The organism is Fibrobacter sp. (assembly GCA_012523595.1).
GTDB lineage: Bacteria > Fibrobacterota > Chitinivibrionia > Chitinivibrionales > Chitinispirillaceae > JAAYIG01.
Window position 1 is genome coordinate 23,372 of the sequence record JAAYIG010000199.1, and the last position, 16,591, is coordinate 39,962.

The 16,591-nt window shown below is 45.8% G+C and carries 13 protein-coding genes; 10 read left to right on the forward strand and 3 right to left on the reverse strand.

The window, feature by feature from the left end:
• The first annotated feature begins 4 nt into the window (after positions 1–4).
• The 4 genes from GX089_13840 to GX089_13855 all read left to right on the forward strand — a co-directional run bounded on the left by GX089_13840 (position 5) and on the right by GX089_13855 (position 4,375).
• Positions 5–865, forward strand: a complete 861-nt coding sequence (locus tag GX089_13840; GenBank protein ID NLP03570.1) for a polyprenyl synthetase family protein — start codon at positions 5–7, stop codon at positions 863–865.
• A gap of 143 nt (positions 866–1,008) precedes the next feature.
• A complete protein-coding gene (locus tag GX089_13845; GenBank protein ID NLP03571.1) occupies positions 1,009–2,661 on the forward strand; it encodes a Na/Pi cotransporter family protein in 1,653 nt (550 codons plus the stop codon).
• A 50-nt stretch (positions 2,662–2,711) separates the two neighbouring features.
• A complete protein-coding gene (locus GX089_13850) occupies positions 2,712–2,996 on the forward strand; it encodes a transcriptional regulator (GenBank protein NLP03572.1) in 285 nt (94 codons plus the stop codon).
• 20 nt (positions 2,997–3,016) lie between these two features.
• On the forward strand, positions 3,017–4,375 hold the full coding sequence (locus GX089_13855) for a TrpB-like pyridoxal phosphate-dependent enzyme (GenBank protein NLP03573.1): 1,359 nt from the start codon (positions 3,017–3,019) through the stop codon (positions 4,373–4,375).
• 85 nt (positions 4,376–4,460) lie between these two features.
• Here the strand turns inward: GX089_13855 and GX089_13860 are convergent, their stop codons facing one another.
• The 3 genes from GX089_13860 to GX089_13870 form a co-directional block, all read right to left on the reverse strand.
• Positions 4,461–5,111 (reverse strand): hypothetical protein, encoded by a 651-nt coding sequence (locus GX089_13860; GenBank protein NLP03574.1) that lies wholly within the window; start codon positions 5,109–5,111, stop codon positions 4,461–4,463.
• A gap of 169 nt (positions 5,112–5,280) precedes the next feature.
• The gene (gene queA, locus GX089_13865) at positions 5,281–6,315 is read right to left on the reverse strand and encodes a tRNA preQ1(34) S-adenosylmethionine ribosyltransferase-isomerase QueA (protein ID NLP03575.1); all 1,035 of its coding nucleotides are present in this window, start codon (positions 6,313–6,315) and stop codon (positions 5,281–5,283) included.
• 66 nt (positions 6,316–6,381) lie between these two features.
• The gene (locus tag GX089_13870; GenBank protein ID NLP03576.1) at positions 6,382–9,777 is read right to left on the reverse strand and encodes a dihydropteroate synthase; all 3,396 of its coding nucleotides are present in this window, start codon (positions 9,775–9,777) and stop codon (positions 6,382–6,384) included.
• 301 nt (positions 9,778–10,078) lie between these two features.
• On the opposite strand from GX089_13870, the gene GX089_13875 reads away from it, so the two are divergent.
• From GX089_13875 to GX089_13900, 6 genes are all read left to right on the forward strand, one after another.
• Positions 10,079–10,402, forward strand: a complete 324-nt coding sequence (locus GX089_13875; protein NLP03577.1) for a DMT family protein — start codon at positions 10,079–10,081, stop codon at positions 10,400–10,402.
• Positions 10,403–10,443: 41 nt separating this feature from the next.
• On the forward strand, positions 10,444–12,255 hold the full coding sequence (locus tag GX089_13880) for a Trk family potassium uptake protein (protein ID NLP03578.1): 1,812 nt from the start codon (positions 10,444–10,446) through the stop codon (positions 12,253–12,255).
• A 19-nt stretch (positions 12,256–12,274) separates the two neighbouring features.
• Positions 12,275–12,964: a TrkA family potassium uptake protein gene (locus GX089_13885; protein ID NLP03579.1), complete on the forward strand. Its 690-nt coding sequence runs from the start codon at positions 12,275–12,277 to the stop codon at positions 12,962–12,964.
• A gap of 70 nt (positions 12,965–13,034) precedes the next feature.
• Positions 13,035–13,886, forward strand: a complete 852-nt coding sequence (locus GX089_13890) for an RNA polymerase sigma factor RpoD/SigA (GenBank protein NLP03580.1) — start codon at positions 13,035–13,037, stop codon at positions 13,884–13,886.
• 228 nt (positions 13,887–14,114) lie between these two features.
• A complete protein-coding gene (locus GX089_13895) occupies positions 14,115–15,206 on the forward strand; it encodes a hypothetical protein (protein NLP03581.1) in 1,092 nt (363 codons plus the stop codon).
• 202 nt (positions 15,207–15,408) lie between these two features.
• The gene (locus GX089_13900) at positions 15,409–16,590 is read left to right on the forward strand and encodes a hypothetical protein (protein ID NLP03582.1); all 1,182 of its coding nucleotides are present in this window, start codon (positions 15,409–15,411) and stop codon (positions 16,588–16,590) included.
• Position 16,591 lies beyond the last annotated feature (1 nt).

A 16,591-nucleotide genomic window follows, 5' to 3' on the forward strand; every position in this document is an offset into this window, starting at 1 on the left:
TCTGATGCAGTATATCAAGAGGGTTTCGAAGGCAACAGATGAGACGCTCGAAAAGCTTCTTCCGCCTGAAACATCCTATCCCTTTTCGATTCATAAACTGATGAGGTATAGTACTTTTGCGGGCGGCAAGAGGGTGAGGCCCTGTCTTCTGATGGCAAGTCATGAGGCCTGTGGGGGAAGTTTCGGGGATCAAAGCGCTTTGGCTGCATCAGCAGCACTGGAGATGTTTCATACTTTCTCACTTATCCATGATGATCTTCCTTGCATGGATGATGATGATTTTCGCAGGGGTAAACCTACGGCGCACAAGGCTTTTTCCGAGGCTTTGGCTGTTCTTGGTGGAGATGCGCTTTGTATTGCCGCATTCGAGATCCTTGCATCGATCGGCAGAGTTGATATAGTGAGTGAAATGGCCAGGGCTCTGGGTACAAGCGGCATGCTGGGCGGGCAGGTGGTGGATATTGAATCGGAAGGAAAGACAGTGACCAGGGAGACTGTGGAATATATCCATCATAATAAAACCGCAGCACTTATCTGCTCATCGGTAAGAATCGGAGCAATGCTTGCGGGTGCATCTGATGAGGCCATGAAGAAACTGACTTCTTATGGGAACAACGTGGGACTGGCATTCCAGGTTGTCGATGATATTCTTGATGAGGAAAGTACCACAGAACAACTGGGGAAAGAAGCCGGAAAAGACCGGGAGAGGGGAAAGGCGACTTATCCTTCTGTCTGTGGTCTGGAGGAATCAAAAAGGTATGCCCGGGAATTGACAAATCTCGCCTGGAATGACATATCTTTTCTGGGCAGCAAGGGAAAAATCCTCCACGATATGGCAGAGTATATTATCACCCGTATTTCCTGACCCATTATCATGAATCAATTCCCGCATAATCTCTTCACTTCCAGTAATTCTGATCATATAATTAGATAAGTTAGATCTGATTCTTTTTGTCAGTGTTTATGATCAGGAGCCGGGGCCATTAGTTCTGGCCAGAAGCAATAGATATGACCGAACCTTTCAATCTTTTTCACTTTTTTTCTCTTCTCTGCGGGCTGGCCATTTTCCTTTACGGAATGCAGCAGGGAGAGAAAAATCTCAAGATGATAGGGGGGAAGGACCTTCGCAGGGTTATTTCAGCTATCACCCGTCATAGGATAAGTGCCTACATCGCTGGTTTTGTCACTACATTGCTGACCCAATCATCATCAGCAACAACTGTTATGCTTGTGGGACTCGCAAGCGCTCAGCTCATGACCTTAAGTCAGTCACTGGGGATGATTCTGGGTTCTGGTCTGGGCACTACTCTGACTGTGCAGCTTTTTGCATTCAAATTTTATTATATCGCCCCGTTTCTAATTGCTACTGGCTACTTTGCATCTCTCAGCCGTAAGTCAGACAGGCTTTCAGGGTATGGGAAGCTGGTTCTTGCAATGGGTTTCATATTTTTCGGAATGCAGATGATGGCTGAGGCGGTCACTCCTCTGCGCAATCTGCCGCTGTTTGAGAGGATGCTGTATTCCAGTCTGACAAATCCCTGGTACGGGCTCCTTGCAGGGACTCTTATTACTGCTGTGATCCAGAGCAGTGCCGCAACACTGGCCATTGTGATTGCTTTGGGAGAACTTTACAATGCAGGAAATGGATTTATTCCCGGTTTAAGAGAGTTTCTCCCTCTTGTGCTGGGTGCCAATTTAGGAACCTGTATTACAGCTTTCCTTTCTGCTCTCAGGGCTGATCTGGAAGGGACACGGGTTGCCTGGGCACATTTCATATTCAAGCTGACCGGAACTGCTGTTGTTTTCCCATTTACGGGACTTCTGGTGCACCTTGACTCTTTTGCAGGTAGTTCAGCCGCAGTTCAGATTGCATTTCTTCACACATCATTTAACATTTTTATCTCTATCCTTTTCCTGCCGTTTTTGAACACCTTTGAGAAGGCCATTCTGAAGCTTGTAAATCCCGGAAGAAAATCGCCAACCCGGTACAGTGTCTCTTTCCTGCATGAAAATGTGATCGGGCTGCCGGTTCTTGCCCTTTCGCAGGCAGTAAAGGAGATTGCCAGGATGTCGGAATCGGTATCAAGCATGGTGGAGGAGAGCAGGGAGCTTATCAACTGTTTCGATCTCCGCAGGAAAAACAGAATAGTCATGAGTGATGATGAGGTCGACTTTCTTCATGAGAGTATAGTTGCATTTCTTACGCGGATGGGGCGTGAGGAGCTTGACCCTGAACAGTCAACCAGGGCATATCAGTTTGTGATGATAACAACGGACCTTGAGCATGTTGGTGATATAATCTCAAAGAGCATTGTCAACTTGGCAGAGAAGATAGAGATGAGTCCATTACCTCTTTCCAAAGAGGGGAGGCAGGAGATACTGGAGTTTTATGGCTCTACATCCTCTGCTTTCCAGGAAGCGCTGGCTGCCTTTGTAATGAATGATCTCGAACTGGCCAGGAAAGTTTTTAGTCAGAAGAAAAAGACTGATGAACTTTTTGACCAGCTGCTTGAGAGACACATGAATAGGCTTTACAAGAAAAAGCCGGAATCACTTCAGACCACCTCTATCCATGTTGATCTTCTGGAGGAGATTCGCAGGATAAACCATTTCACATTCCGTATCGCTGCTCACACACTGCGGATACACCACGCAGGATAACTGTTTTAAAAATTATTGCGTTTTCTCCGGTTTTCTACTATTTTGATTCTATGCATAGAAACATCGTTGACAAGCAATTAGAGGAGATCTGTCTCGGTATCAAGGAATGCAGAGATATGGAAACGGCTTTGAAGTTTCTAAGGGAGATTTTCACCAGGCCTGAGCTTGAAGATCTGGCTTTAAGGTGGCGGCTGCTCAAGATGCTCCACATTGGGATTCCCCAGCGTAAAATCGCCTCGGAACTGGGGATAAGTCTCTGCAAGATCACCCGGGGTGCCAGGCTTGTAAGAGACAGTAAATCGGTTGTCAATTCCCTTGTAAGGAAGTACATATAAACAATTTTCAGGAGTGATTGATGAGTATAAAGATTTTTCTTGATGAAAGCGAGATCCCCCGTCAATGGTACAACATAGCTGCGGATCTCCCTGTAAAGCCGCCACTTGCGCCAGACGGCAGTCAGTTGACTCCGGAGATGCTTGCGCCGGTGTTTCCCATGAATATTATAGAGCAGGAACTGAGCACTGAGCGGTGGATAGATATTCCCGGAGAAGTTCTTGACATTCTTTACAGATGGCGCCCATCACCGCTTAAAAGAGCTGTATTTCTGGAAAAGGCGATTAAAACTCCGGCAAAAATATTCTACAAGGATGAAAGTGTTTCTCCTGCAGGAAGCCACAAGCCCAATTCCGCGGTACCGCAAGCCTGGTATAACAAGCAGGCCGGGACAAAGACCCTTACAACCGAGACCGGAGCCGGTCAGTGGGGCAGCGCCCTTGCTTTTGCGTGTTCGTTAATCGGGCTTACATGCAAGGTTTTCATGGTGAGAATCAGCTTCGACCAGAAACCTTTCAGAAAGGTTATGATGGAGACCTGGGGAGGGAAGTGTATAGCCAGTCCCAGTAATGAGACCGAGACTGGAAGGATGTTTCTAGAGAAAGATCCTGATACTCCCGGAAGCCTGGGAATAGCGATCAGTGAGGCGGTAGAGGCAGCAGTTTCCGATAAAACTGGTGAAACAAAGTATTCACTGGGAAGCGTTCTCAACCACGTCATGCTTCATCAGACAATTATCGGTCTTGAAGCAAAGAAGCAGCTTGCCAAAGCAGGGATAAAGAATCCTGACGTAGTGATAGGATGTGCAGGAGGAGGCAGTAATTTTGCCGGCATTTCCTTTCCCTTTGTTCATGATGTCATAAATGGAACTCAGATAGAGATAATACCTGTTGAACCGGCATCCTGTCCGACACTGACAAGAGGAATATTTACATACGATTTCGGTGACAGTGCCGGAATGACTCCTCTTCTTCCTATGTATACTCTGGGACATAATTTCATACCGGAGCCGATTCACGCGGGAGGACTCCGTTATCATGGGATGTCTCCTCTTGTAAGCCAGGCGGCAAAGGAGGGGTTGATTAAGCCCAGGGCTATTCATCAGACCGAGTGTTATGAAGCGGCTATAACCTGGGCACGCACTGAAGGTGGAATTGTAGCTCCGGAGAGCAGTCATGCTATTGCGGCGACTATCCAGGAAGCGAAGAAAGCCAGGGAGGAGGGAAAAGAGAAGGTCATTCTCATGAACCTTTCAGGGCATGGGCATCTGGATCTTCTCGGTTATTCCAGATATCTTGCTGGAGAGCTTACCGATCATGCACATTCCCAGGAGGAGATCGATAAAGCTGAAGCAGAACTGGCCAATTTACCTAAACCATGATTCTGAATAAACAGTGGTAATAAAAACTCCTGTCAGGGTTTCCTGACAGGAGTTATTTACAAATGGTAGTTTTCTTATTGTAAGACTACTCTTCAGCTTCCTCTTCTTCGGCGCTGTGAGGCTGAAGCCGCTCAGTTTCCGCGATGTATTCTGCTGTCATGTCTCTCTTTGACTTAAGGTACTCCACAATTTCCATCGTCTGAGTTTCATCGAGTATGATACGTGTCTGGCGTGAGATTCTTGCCTTGTAATCCCATGATTTCAGGATACTGTCAGTGATCTCGAAAGCGTCCTGAACAGACACAAACCTCTGTTCTTCCGCTCTCAATCCATAGCACACATCTTCATCGAGACAGGAGTAATCGGCGCAGTAGCGGATATGGAGCCTCTTGACATCAGCTGTTTTGTTGATACGGAAAAAGCCGGTTATAAGAAACTTGTCCTTGAAATCAGGATTGGTTCCGGCGTATTTGGTGACAAAGAGCAGATATCTGATCTTCGATTTGACGAATGAGTTCCGTATCTTGCTTCTGCCGCATCCGTACAGTCCGTATGTTCTGGTCTCATAATTGGGTTCAGGAAGAATATCGGAGGGTAATTCTTCGGGAATCTCTCTGATGGGGAGTTCCGAAACTGGGTCACTGGGGTAAAAAACAACCATGCCTCTGTTTGAAGCCCGGTAATCCTGCCAGGGTACACTTTCGACAGGTATTCTAATGACATTTCCATCAGTCATGTTCAACTCCTTACCGGCTGATTATGGGAAAAATTAAAGCCCGCATTTTTGTACGGGCTTTGTTAATAACAGGAATGTATTGAAAAGATAACACACGGAAATAGGGGAGTCAAGGGAGGATGGGCAGGAAAAGGTGAAAGGTGATCTCAGGAGCTTTTTTCCGGATTCTTTACAGTAGCAGCATTGCATCACCGTAACTGTAGAAACGGTAATTTTCATCAACTGCCTGACGGTAGGCATCGAGCACCGGGTTTATCCCGCCAAAGGCACAGACCAGCATCAGAAGCGTTGATTTGGGCAGATGAAAATTTGTGATCAGCCCGTCAACTGTTCTAAACTTATATGGCGGCAGAATGAGAAGCTTTGTTTTATCTGAGGAGGGTTTGAGAGTACCGGAAGCGGAGCAGTGTTCAAGGACTCTCACTGTTGTTGTCCCTACAGCTATTACCCTGCCTCCGGAGGCTTTTGTTCCGAGAATTTCCTCAACGGTCTTTAATGACAGGGAATAGCTTTCCTCGTGCATCTCATGATCCGCCGGGTTGGAAACTTTCACCGGCCTGAACGTACCTATACCCACATGAAGAGTGAGATAGGAAAAATCGATGCCGGATTCTCTCAAACAGTTCATGAGATTATCTGTAAAATGAAGCCCGGCTGTTGGTGCGGCGATGGCACCGGCTTTACTGGCGTATACTGTCTGGTACATCTCTCTGTCACAGCTCTCATCCTGACGTGTAATATAGTGAGGCAGAGGAATATGGCCGCATGTTTCCAGAAAAGCCTCCATAGTTGTAATATGCTCACTTTGAAGCTTTACCAGACGGTCGCCTCCTGGAAGGACCTCTGTTACATGCAGGAAACATCCTTTGTTGTCCACGACTTCAGCACAGGATCCCTTTTTCAGACGCCTTCCCGGATACACAACTGCTTTCCATGTAAGGTCATCTACCTTTTCAGTGAAGAGAAATTCAACCTGAGCACCGGAATCTTTCACTGCGTGCACACGGGCCGGAATGACCCTGGTGTCGTTGAACACAAGACGGTCACCCTTTTTCAGGAGTGAGACAAGGCCGCTGAAAACATGATGAGCGACATCACCGCTTCTTTTATCAAGGTGAAGAAGACGACAGGAGTCGCGCTGCTCTGCAGGCCTCTGTGCTATAAGAGCTTCAGGAAGGTGGTAGTCAAAATCATCTGTAAGCATAGTTATCAGTGGACAGAAGACAGAGGACAGAGGCTTGTTTTTTCCACTATTCCGTCACTCTGTCATTCAGATCATATATTCGGCTTGTGGATGATGGACGAAGACAGCCAGTGTCGAGTGCTCAGGGTCCATCTGAAATCCGGGTGTCAAGTGGATTCCAAGCCGTTCCTCGATTCCCATCAGTTCAAAAAGCTTCTTCTGCTCCTCAAGCGGGGGGAGTCCTGGGTACCCAAAGCTGTAACGTCTTCCGGTTTTTGCTTCCAGACCAAGCCCATGGCGCATTTCCGAGGTAACTCTCTCTGCCAGGTTTTCAACTACCATGCTGCCAAGAGAGTGGAGAAAATAACCGTAACTGTATTTCTCCTCTTTCTGGAAATACTCCCTGCATCGCTCGCCCAGTTTACTGCCCAGAGTGACAACTTGTAAACCAATCAGGTCACCATCAGGGCTGAAATAATCGGCAATAGAGCGGCACTTTTTCCGCGGCATTCTCGGGAAATCAAATGCAACAAGCTCGGTGTGGAAATTTCCTGGATCGAGGAGAATAACTTTCCGATCTTCGGTAATTACCGGAAAGAAACCGTAAAAACCCCGCGGTTCAAGAAGTCCTGAGTTGAGGATCTCTTTTTTAATGCTGTCAAAAGCCGGTTGAAACTGATTTTTTACTGCTTCGGTGTATTTATTCTGGGCGAGTTTCCCTCCTCTCCATTCTGCCTTGAACAGTCGCTCTGTATCAAGTGTGTCAAGCAGATTTGAGGGATTCCAGACGAGCATACCACCGGTACCCCAGAAGGGCGGCTCCAGGTGAGGCCCGTATTCAATTGATTCTGTGGGTTCGACGCAATCATTTACTTTTACTTCCACTGTTTCTTTTTCTGCTTTTTCTTTGTTTTCCTGCGGGTTTCCGTTGCTTAAAGAATCCAGTATCCTTGATGCCTCAAAAGCATCCCTGGCGTAGAAAATTCCTCCGGGATAGGTACTGCCATCCTCTAATTTGGCAATACGTTCTGCGAATTCTCTGTTTATTGCTGCACCTCCAACAAGCAGCGGAACAGAAAAACCCTCATTTTTCAACACTTCCGCGCATTGTGCCATCTGTCGCGATGTGGTGACAAGGAGAGCCGAAAGGCCAACTGCGTCGGGTTTCTCCCTGCGTACAGTGTCAACAATAGTTTCGACCGGAACGCTTTTGCCGAGGTCAATGATATTGAAACCCTGATTCTTCAGGATCGATCCCACAAGGTTTTTCCCGATATCATGAACATCACCGTAGACTGTAGCGATTACAACCTTTCCCTTTACCACGCTGTCTTCCCCTGAAAGGTGAGTTTCAAGAATCGAGACAGCTTCTTTCATCACTTCTGCGGCCTGGAGGACAAAAGGAAGAATCATTTCTCCTTTTGACATTTTTTCTCCGACTTCGGCCATAGCAGGAAGCAGGATTTTATTCAGAATTTCCCTGGCGTCAGTGTTTTTTAACAGCGTTTCCAGGATTTCTGAAAGATTACGGCGGTCACGGTTGAGTACGCAGTTATGCAGTCTCTCTTCCGGTGAAAGATTTATTTCTTTGATAACCGGTTCTGCTGTTTTCTGCTTACTTGATTCCTCTGATTCGAAATGGCTTATAAGGACTTGTAATGCATCGGGTTTTTTATTAAAAAGCAGATCTTCCACCAGTTGTCTTTTCTTCACATCGTACTTTGCCGGATCTTCAAGGTGCAGCGGGTTGAATATCGCCGCATCGAGACCAGCTTCAACCGCATGAGTGAGGAGCATCTGGTTGAGAATCTTGCGTACACCAGGTTTGAGACCGAAAGAGACATTGCTGACTCCCATTATGGTTCTTACCTCCGGCATCTCCTGTTTAATTCTTCTGATAGCCTCCAGACTCTGCACCGCTGCATCCGCGGACTCCGGATCACCGGTCGCGAGAGTGAAAACCAAAGTGTCGATGTAAAGGAAATGTTCTGGAAGACCATACTTTACACAAGCCAGGTCTCTTAATCTGCGTGCAACAGACAGCTTCCGCTCAACTGTTCTGGCCATTCCCTTTTCGTCTATTGTCAGAGCAATAACAGGACAACCGAATTCCTTCGCGAGGCGAAGGATCTTTTCAGCCTTTACTCCTCCGTCCTCAAGATTGATTGAATTGAGCATCACCGAACCCGGGTTTGACTTAAGGGCAGTCAGAAGAACCGAGGGATCGGTGCTGTCGATACAGAACGGGGTTTCGATCCGGTCAGAAAGATGCCTGACCAGTTTACCCATGATCTCTGCCTCATTGTCTTTCTCAGTTATTGCCACACATAAATCGAGCACCGCGGCGCCTGCTGCCTTCTGCTCAAGAGCTATCTGAGACAGTTCCTCGTAATCCTCCGCAAATACCAGTTCTTTTGTCTTCTTCGAGCCCTGAGTATTGAGTCTTTCTCCGATTATCAAAGGCTTTTTTGCACTTTCCAGGTCGATTCCGCCAATCGATGTAGAGAGCCAGCAGAAGCTTTCCGGTTTTTTCCTCTGAGCGACTTTTTTGCCTTTAAGTTTTTTCGCCAGTTGGGCTATATGATCAGGTGTTGTGCCGCAGCATCCGCCAACTACTTCCAGTCCGTGTTCAGTTACCAGTGGAACTAATGCCTCCGCGAAGTCTTCTGGACTCATATTGTACACTGCATTGCCATCCACATTCCGGGGCACACCTGCATTAGGAAGAGCGGAGACCGGAAATGGTGATAGTTCAAGCAGTTTCTTTAAATAGGGGAGGATCTCAGATGGGCCGGTTCCGCAATTGAGACCTATGACTGAGGGCCCGATACCTGATACTGTCCCCAGGAATGATTCTATCCCGCTTCCAAGGAGCATCCTTCCTGTGGAATCTATAGTGATCTGAACCTGGATTGGGACAAAAACACCTTTTCTTTCAAGGAGTCGTTTTATCCCGGTCATTGCTGCCCGGGCTTCAAGCAGGTCCTGGGATGTTTCTATAAGTAAAATGTCCACCCCGCCATCCAGGAGGCCTTCTGCCTGCTCCTGAAATATCTCAACAAGCTGATCAAATGTAATTTTCCCCAGGCTTTCATCTCTGGATGAGGGGAGATATCCCGTAGGGCCCATGGAACCGCACACAAACACAGCTTGTTTTGATTTATACTGATCTGCAGCTTGCCGGGCGATACTGGCTGCTGCTTTATTGATCTCATAAACCTTTGCACCCAGCCTGTATTGATTGAGCTTTGGTCTGCTTGCACCGAAAGTATTGGTTTCGATTACATTCACTCCGGCATTCAGGTACTCTTCATGAACAGCGATAACGGTTTTCGGGCTGCTCAGGTTAAGGATCTCATTACAGCCAGGCGCACCCTGAAAGCACTCTTCCGGGAGGGAAAATTTCTGGATCTGGGTCCCCATCGCTCCGTCAAAAATTACCGGTACGCCACTACTCAAAAAGTCAAGAAACTGGTTTTTCATCGTCCTCCTTTATAGATTATGAAAAATACTTAATATCAGAAGGCTGGGGTCAGATTAATAAGAAACGGCAAGTTTTTATGCTTTATTAACACTGTTTATTCTATGGGTAGAATCGGTATCGGAATGGAATATTTGTGTAGAATAAGCGCACTTTAATGCGAGCGAAAGAATCGATTTCGATGTCGATACCGATTCCGACCCCAGTGAAGAGCAACAGGCGTTTTCCCTCCATGTTAAGATGGGAGGCTTTGTTGGAAAAAGGGTTGGGCAGAGTGTATATTTTCTCCCCATCCGGAAAAATATGGAAACTATCATACTCCTTACCATCTCCAATATATTCATGACCTTTGCCTGGTACGGACATTTAAAGTATAAAAATTCTCCATTATGGATCGTAACAATTGTCAGTTGGCTTATAGCACTGATGGAGTATTGTTTTCAGGTGCCTGCTAATCGTATAGGCCATGGAAAGTTTTCAGCCGCGCAGCTAAAGACAATCCAGGAGATAATCACTCTGATCGTGTTTTCTGTTTTCTCCATATTTTACCTTCATGAGGAATTCAGGTGGAATTATCTGGTCGGTTTTATACTGATCATTGGAGCTGCGTATTTCATATTCAAATGACCAGCCGGATATCTCCAGAAGTGAATTAACACGGATACTATGTGAATACTACAGTCAAGTTACATCTTAAACCGGAAAAACTGCTGGGAAGCAGTTCAGAGGACTACTATTACTGGGCAGCCTGGATAATCAGGGCAATTAACCTTGCCCTTGCAGTTGTCAGTTTTGCGGCAATCAGCAGCCTGGTACTTCAGTACGGTTTCTATCTCTCCGACGAATTCGTTGCGGTTCTTAACCGGGTAGATCTGGGAATAGTTCAATTTTTTTTCTGGCAATACATTATAAAAGTAGCCCTGGCCCGCTCAAAATGGAGTTTTATCCGTAAAAGGTGGTTTGAATCAGGATTGGCGCTTTTAATATTGTTGGAGACGGCGCTTATCTTTGGTTTTATGGGCATTGATCTTGTCAGCAGATATTTCTTTGATATCAATATTACTGCTGTCACAGAAGTTTACATTGGCTTAGCTCAGATACTGATTATTCTGAACATTGTCACAGAAGGTATAAAATACAATACCAGGATCGTATCTCTGAAATTTCATCCCTCCCAGACTCTTATTATCAGTTTTCTTGTATTAATTCTGGTTGGGACCGGACTTCTGATGCTTCCCAGGGCGACACCCGGAAATGTGTCGATGAGTTTTCTTGATGCGTTGTTTACTGCAACCAGTGCGACATGTGTTACCGGACTCACTGTAGTGGATACTTCTACCTATTTTACCCGTTTTGGCCAGATCATCATTTTAGTCCTTGTACAGATAGGTGGCCTGGGCTTGATGACTCTATCAAGTTTTCTGGCTATCTTTTTTGGCCGGGGAATTGGTATTCGTGAGAGGGTTGTTCTCCACCAGATGATGAACGTCGAGAAAATAGGTACTATCACCAATCTGCTTCGTAATGCAGTTCTTATTACACTTGGAATCGAAGCAGCAGGTGCTGTGGTGCTGATGTTTTTCTGGGTGGATCAAGGCTGGACTTTTGGACAGTTGATCTACAATTCGGTTTTCCATTCCATTTGTGCTTTTAACAATGCAGGTTTTTCCACATTCAGTGACAGTCTGGTCTCTTTCCAGAATAATACCGGGGTTTTACTATGTATCTCTGTACTGGTGATCCTGGGTGGTCTGGGGTATATAGTATTGATGGATCTCAGCGGTGTGATTAAAAGCTGGCACAAGTTTCAGAGAAACTATAGAACAAATATCCAGACCAGAATGGTTTTGATAATCAGTGCTATTCTCCTTGTTGTCGGATTCCTGCTGCTTTTGCTGCTGGATGAGAATCACTGGGGTTATCTCCGGGTGCTTACCGCTTTTTTCAATTCCATTACAGCCCGCAGTGCAGGGTATAATACAATTGATATGGCATCTCTCAGTATTCCCTCATCACTGGTAGTGATTGTATTGATGTTCATCGGGGCATCACCGGGATCCACCGGTGGAGGGATAAAGACCACCACACTTGGGGTGTTGTGGTCAAGTATTATTGCCATAATATCGGGGCAGAACCGTATTGTCATTTTCAAAAGACGGTTGCCGTTTCTTGTGCTTAACCGGGCGCTGGTTGTGTTTGCTTTTGCAGTAATGTTTGTGACGGCAATTATTTTCATGCTGAGCTTGACCGAGACTGCCAGAGGGATAGATATAGTTTTCGAAGCGGTTTCCGCTTTTGCTACCTGCGGCCTCTCAAGAGGGCTTACGCCACATTTATCCATTGCTGGTAAAGTGATAATTGTGATTTCTATGTTCATAGGCAGACTTGGGGCACTTACACTTGCCTTTGCCATCACAGCTTCCAACGAGCAATCTGCCACACGTGTCGAGTATCCATCTGAAGCTGTGATGATCGGATAATAGAGCTTTTGGAGGATGAATGGATAAGTTTGTAATAATCGGACTTGGGGTATTCGGGCGAGCTCTGGCTGAGAATCTTGCTCAGAAAGGTACTGAGGTAATAGCTGTAGATCGGAATATGGAACTTGTTGAAGAGATACGGGACCTGGTTACTTATTCGGTGTGTATGGACAGCACGGATGAGAAAGCGCTTGAATCTCTTGGTTTGAACGATGTCGATGTGGGGATCGTTTGCATAGGAGAGGATTTCGAAGCCAATCTCCTCACATCGGTACTTTTAAAGCATAATGGCGTAAAAAAAGTGATCTCCCGTGCTTCAGACCCACTTCATATCAAAATTCTCAAAGCGGTTGGAATCGATCAGATTATCACTCCCGGAGTTGAAGCTGCAGAGAAGCTGGCTTACGGTCTAATCCATAAGAGTTTACTGGACATTAGCTACATAAGTGAGACAACTGCTGCCGCCAAGATAAGTGTCCCTGTGAGTTTTACCGGAAAAACACTTGGTAAGCTTAACCTTCGTGCCCGTTTCGGGATAAACGTAGTGGCGATACACCGGATGGTTGAGGTGCAGGGCAAGAATGGAGTGGAGCATGTGGAGAAAGTTATAAGCAATATTCCCGGTGCTGATACCGTAATTGAATCGAATGACATACTGGTTGTTATCGGCGAGACAGAGAATCTCGACAAGGTAATGAGGGCTCTTTAATGTTGCCGGCGGTCGGATGTATTTTTTTCCGGCTACAAAAATGCAATCCTTTTCTGGAGGAAAATTACTGATGGTTGAAAAGAGAATGATTATTCCTGACGAAAACTCATTGGAGCTTTATCTAAAAGAGATAAGCAGAAATGAAGCACTTTCGGCTGAAGAGGAAGCGCGGCTGGCGGTCAGAATAAAGAAAGGTGACAAGAAAGCGCTGGAGAAGCTTATCAAAGCGAACCTTCGCTTTGTAGTCAGTGTAGCCAGAAATTACCAGAATCAGGGATTGCCTTTGGGAGAGTTGATCAGTGAGGGAAATCTGGGGCTGATCCAGGCTGCAAAACGCTTTGACGAGAAGAGAAATTTTAAATTTATTTCCTATGCTGTATGGTGGATCAGACAGGCAATCCTGAGGGCTCTGGCCGACCGTTCCAGAATTACCAGGGTACCCTTGAACCGGATTGGGATTATTCACAAAGTGGGCAGGACCCAATGCAAGCTTGAGCAGAAGTACCGCAGGATGCCCTCTGTGGAGGAAATTGCCCAGGAGCTTAAGCTTAATGTAAAAGAGATTATCGAGATACAGAAGATTGGCAACCGCTACCTCTCTCTGGACACCCCGATTCAGGCTGATGACAGTTCAGAGTTGATAGATCTGCTTCAGGATGAGAATCAGGAGCTTCCTGACAGTCGTCTGATAGAGATGTCGGTGCAGGAGGGAGTAAACCGGATTTTAGACACCCTTAACGACCGCGAAAAGAGAGTGCTCAAGCTTTACTTTGGTGTGGGTGAGGACACCCCGCATACTCTCGATGAGATCGGCAGACGTCTTCATCTTACCCGTGAGAGGGTACGCCAGATAAAGGAGAAAGCTATTCATCGGCTGAAAAACTCCTACCGCAACAGATACTTGAAAGTGTTCACTGATTAAGCAGACCCGGTTGTAAAGAGTTTTATTTTGTAACCACTGTTGCCAGCGATAGTGGTTTTTTTATTGAATTAATTGTTTTTCATTTACGAAACTACTTTGCAAAAGCTGACCCTGGTTGTAAAATTAAATTCAATCAGGGGAGAGGAGGGGTTATTGACTTAAATGGTTGGGCGGATCTATTTTATAAGCGCTTAAACCAAATACCCAAATTGCAAGGAGGAAGTGTCCATGCGCACAGTAAAACTCTTCTCTATTCTTCTTTGTCTGTCCGGCTTTGTGTATTCCGGTCAGTCTGTGGCGGTTTTTCCGGTCCAGGGAGTGAATATTGACAAAAGCTTTGCTGATGCATTCGGGATGCTCCTGGCAAACAAGTACGCAAGTGTTTCCAATATGAAGGTGATAAATCCCCTTAAATCAGCGGCGGCTGTTAAAGATAATGACGATCTGGTGGCTGCAGCAAAGAAACTGGGCGTTGACGAGTACATCGAAATTAATGCTGTGGGGCTTTACCTGAGCAGGAGAGAGGAAAAAGAAGCGTTAATTGATACTTCAGGTGGTCAAAGAGTAATCATAATAAATAAGGAAGAAAGAAGCAGGGATGATCAGGATCTTCTGGATAATGGGAAAACCATAGTGACAGTTTCCAGAATGGACAAGGATGGAAACCTGATCCATAAAGCAGAACTGACTCTGGTGACTTATGGTGATATAGAGGAATCTACCGTCAGGTTTTCACGTGCGTTGTGGAAAAAAGTTTCTGTTGAGGAAACCCGTGATATGAATAATGTTACCAGACGGGAAGGTATGGGGCATAACAAAACTTTTATTGAAACTCTTAAAGGTGTTAAAATCGGGATGAGCTATCCTACATCATTTGTCAGGGAATTCAGCCCGCTTGTAAGTATTGGATTTAACTACAAGGCTGATGCTGAGAAGTTTTTTATGGAATTCGGAGTAGGTGGGAAAATTCCCAGGGATGCATTTGATGCCAATGTAAGACAGTATGGAGGTGTTTTTTTTGAAGCGGGCGCAAGTTATTATGTTATAAACAATGTGGTTGGCATGTATCTTGGCGGCGGAATAATGCCGTTTATCGATTTTGCAAATAGTATTCAGATGGGGCTGGAACCCTATATACAAATCGGGATAATGGTACCCAGGAACTCCAGGGTGTGTTTCTATTCAGAACTCCGGTTTGCTCAGAACGCATTAGCATTGATGACTGGCGACGAAGATTATGATGATTATTACTCATATGGTCTTTCCAGGGAAAAAGATTTTCCTTCTGAGTTTGGAATTAATTTCGGGATCGCCTTCTAAAGTACGTGAAGGTTTTCGGATAACTACGGAAGATTTTCTATCGTCATTATTACTGCTTTTCTCTGGAATCCCAGAGGAAGCGTTTTTTTATCAGCTGTATTTCGGATTCACCCTGTTCAATGCAAATTCTTCTGTTTTACTGAATATCTGAGAGTTTAGTTAAAATCTCTGACGGATGTATATTTAAAGTATGATTCCACAGATGATAAATAAAATCCGTAAAGCAAGAAAAAAACGTATTCTGGTTATTTCCGCAAGCGGGGTTCAGGGTGGTATTCAGAGTATATACCTTGGAGTAAACGGCACCGACTGGGAGATTATCTCTCATGCTTTTATGCCATACCCTCAGAAAGTGTCATGGCTGATGGAGAGCCTTTCAGGAAATGACAGTCAATTAAAGATTTCTGAATTAGGCTGGCTTGATTACAAGGTTTCCCTTCTATTGATTGAGTGTGCGAAGACTGCACTGGCTCAAACACCAGCAGCTCTCAGGGTTCCTCATTATGTGGTCCTCAACAAGCCTCTTCTCTGGAGAGGAGCAACAGGTGAGAACCTGCAGCAGTCATACTGGGATATTCCGGTTGGTGATGGTCAGTTTGTTTCCAGTTCTCTTGGAGTGCCTGTTATTACCGATCTTGTGCGCCATAACATTATAGCAGGCGGCCCGGGTGTTCTCCCGAATAATCCCGGAAACCAGATTATCACATCGAGGTGCAACGGTATTGTAATCCTCATCAATATTGGCTTGACAAGCAGAATCACTGTGATCGATACCGAGAGTTCTTCTGTGCTTGTGGATTCTGACTGCGGGCCGGGATCCTGCCTGCTTAACAAAGTAATAAAGGAATTTAACACAGGGGAGAGTTTTGACCGTGATGGTTCTTTTTCTGCCAGGGGCAATGTTGATGGGGATTGCTTGAACAGACTGGCCCAGAGTCAGTGGCTTTTAAAACCGGCACCCAAACAGGCATACAGTGATCAGTTTGATCAATTACTTGATGATCCTGCCCTGAGAGAGATGTCTCCCTCTGACAGAGCCTCGACAGTGACTGCCCTGACAGCAAAGGCAATTTATGATTTTTTCCGCAGAGAGATACGTTCCTCAGTGGCCCCGTCAGCGGTTTACATTTCCGGAGGCGGCACGAACAATCTTACACTTATGGAATACCTCTCCACTTATTTCGATTCTGTTCCGGTAAAGAGTATACAGGAGCTTGGAATTCCTCCTGAGATGCGTATTCCGGTCGCTCTGGGCCTTACAGTAGATGCATTTCTTTCAGGAACAGCGGTTCCATGGGAGACAGGAAACAATCCCAGAATCGAGCCTCTGGGGAGATGGGTTATTCCTGATACTTCTGCAAACCGGATCTCATCCAGGTTGTAGA

Coding starts and splice junctions, on each gene's coding strand:
- GX089_13840 (NLP03570.1), top strand. CDS start 5: ATGCAGTATATCAAGAGGGTTTCGAAGGCAACAGATGAGACGCTCGAA.
- GX089_13900 (NLP03582.1), top strand. CDS start 15,409: ATGATAAATAAAATCCGTAAAGCAAGAAAAAAACGTATTCTGGTTATT.
- GX089_13875 (NLP03577.1), top strand. CDS start 10,079: ATGGAAACTATCATACTCCTTACCATCTCCAATATATTCATGACCTTT.
- GX089_13850 (NLP03572.1), top strand. CDS start 2,712: ATGCATAGAAACATCGTTGACAAGCAATTAGAGGAGATCTGTCTCGGT.
- GX089_13855 (NLP03573.1), top strand. CDS start 3,017: ATGAGTATAAAGATTTTTCTTGATGAAAGCGAGATCCCCCGTCAATGG.
- GX089_13845 (NLP03571.1), top strand. CDS start 1,009: ATGACCGAACCTTTCAATCTTTTTCACTTTTTTTCTCTTCTCTGCGGG.
- queA (NLP03575.1), bottom strand. CDS start 6,315: ATGCTTACAGATGATTTTGACTACCACCTTCCTGAAGCTCTTATAGCA.
- GX089_13870 (NLP03576.1), bottom strand. CDS start 9,777: ATGAAAAACCAGTTTCTTGACTTTTTGAGTAGTGGCGTACCGGTAATT.
- GX089_13885 (NLP03579.1), top strand. CDS start 12,275: ATGGATAAGTTTGTAATAATCGGACTTGGGGTATTCGGGCGAGCTCTG.
- GX089_13895 (NLP03581.1), top strand. CDS start 14,115: ATGCGCACAGTAAAACTCTTCTCTATTCTTCTTTGTCTGTCCGGCTTT.
- GX089_13890 (NLP03580.1), top strand. CDS start 13,035: ATGGTTGAAAAGAGAATGATTATTCCTGACGAAAACTCATTGGAGCTT.
- GX089_13860 (NLP03574.1), bottom strand. CDS start 5,111: ATGACTGATGGAAATGTCATTAGAATACCTGTCGAAAGTGTACCCTGG.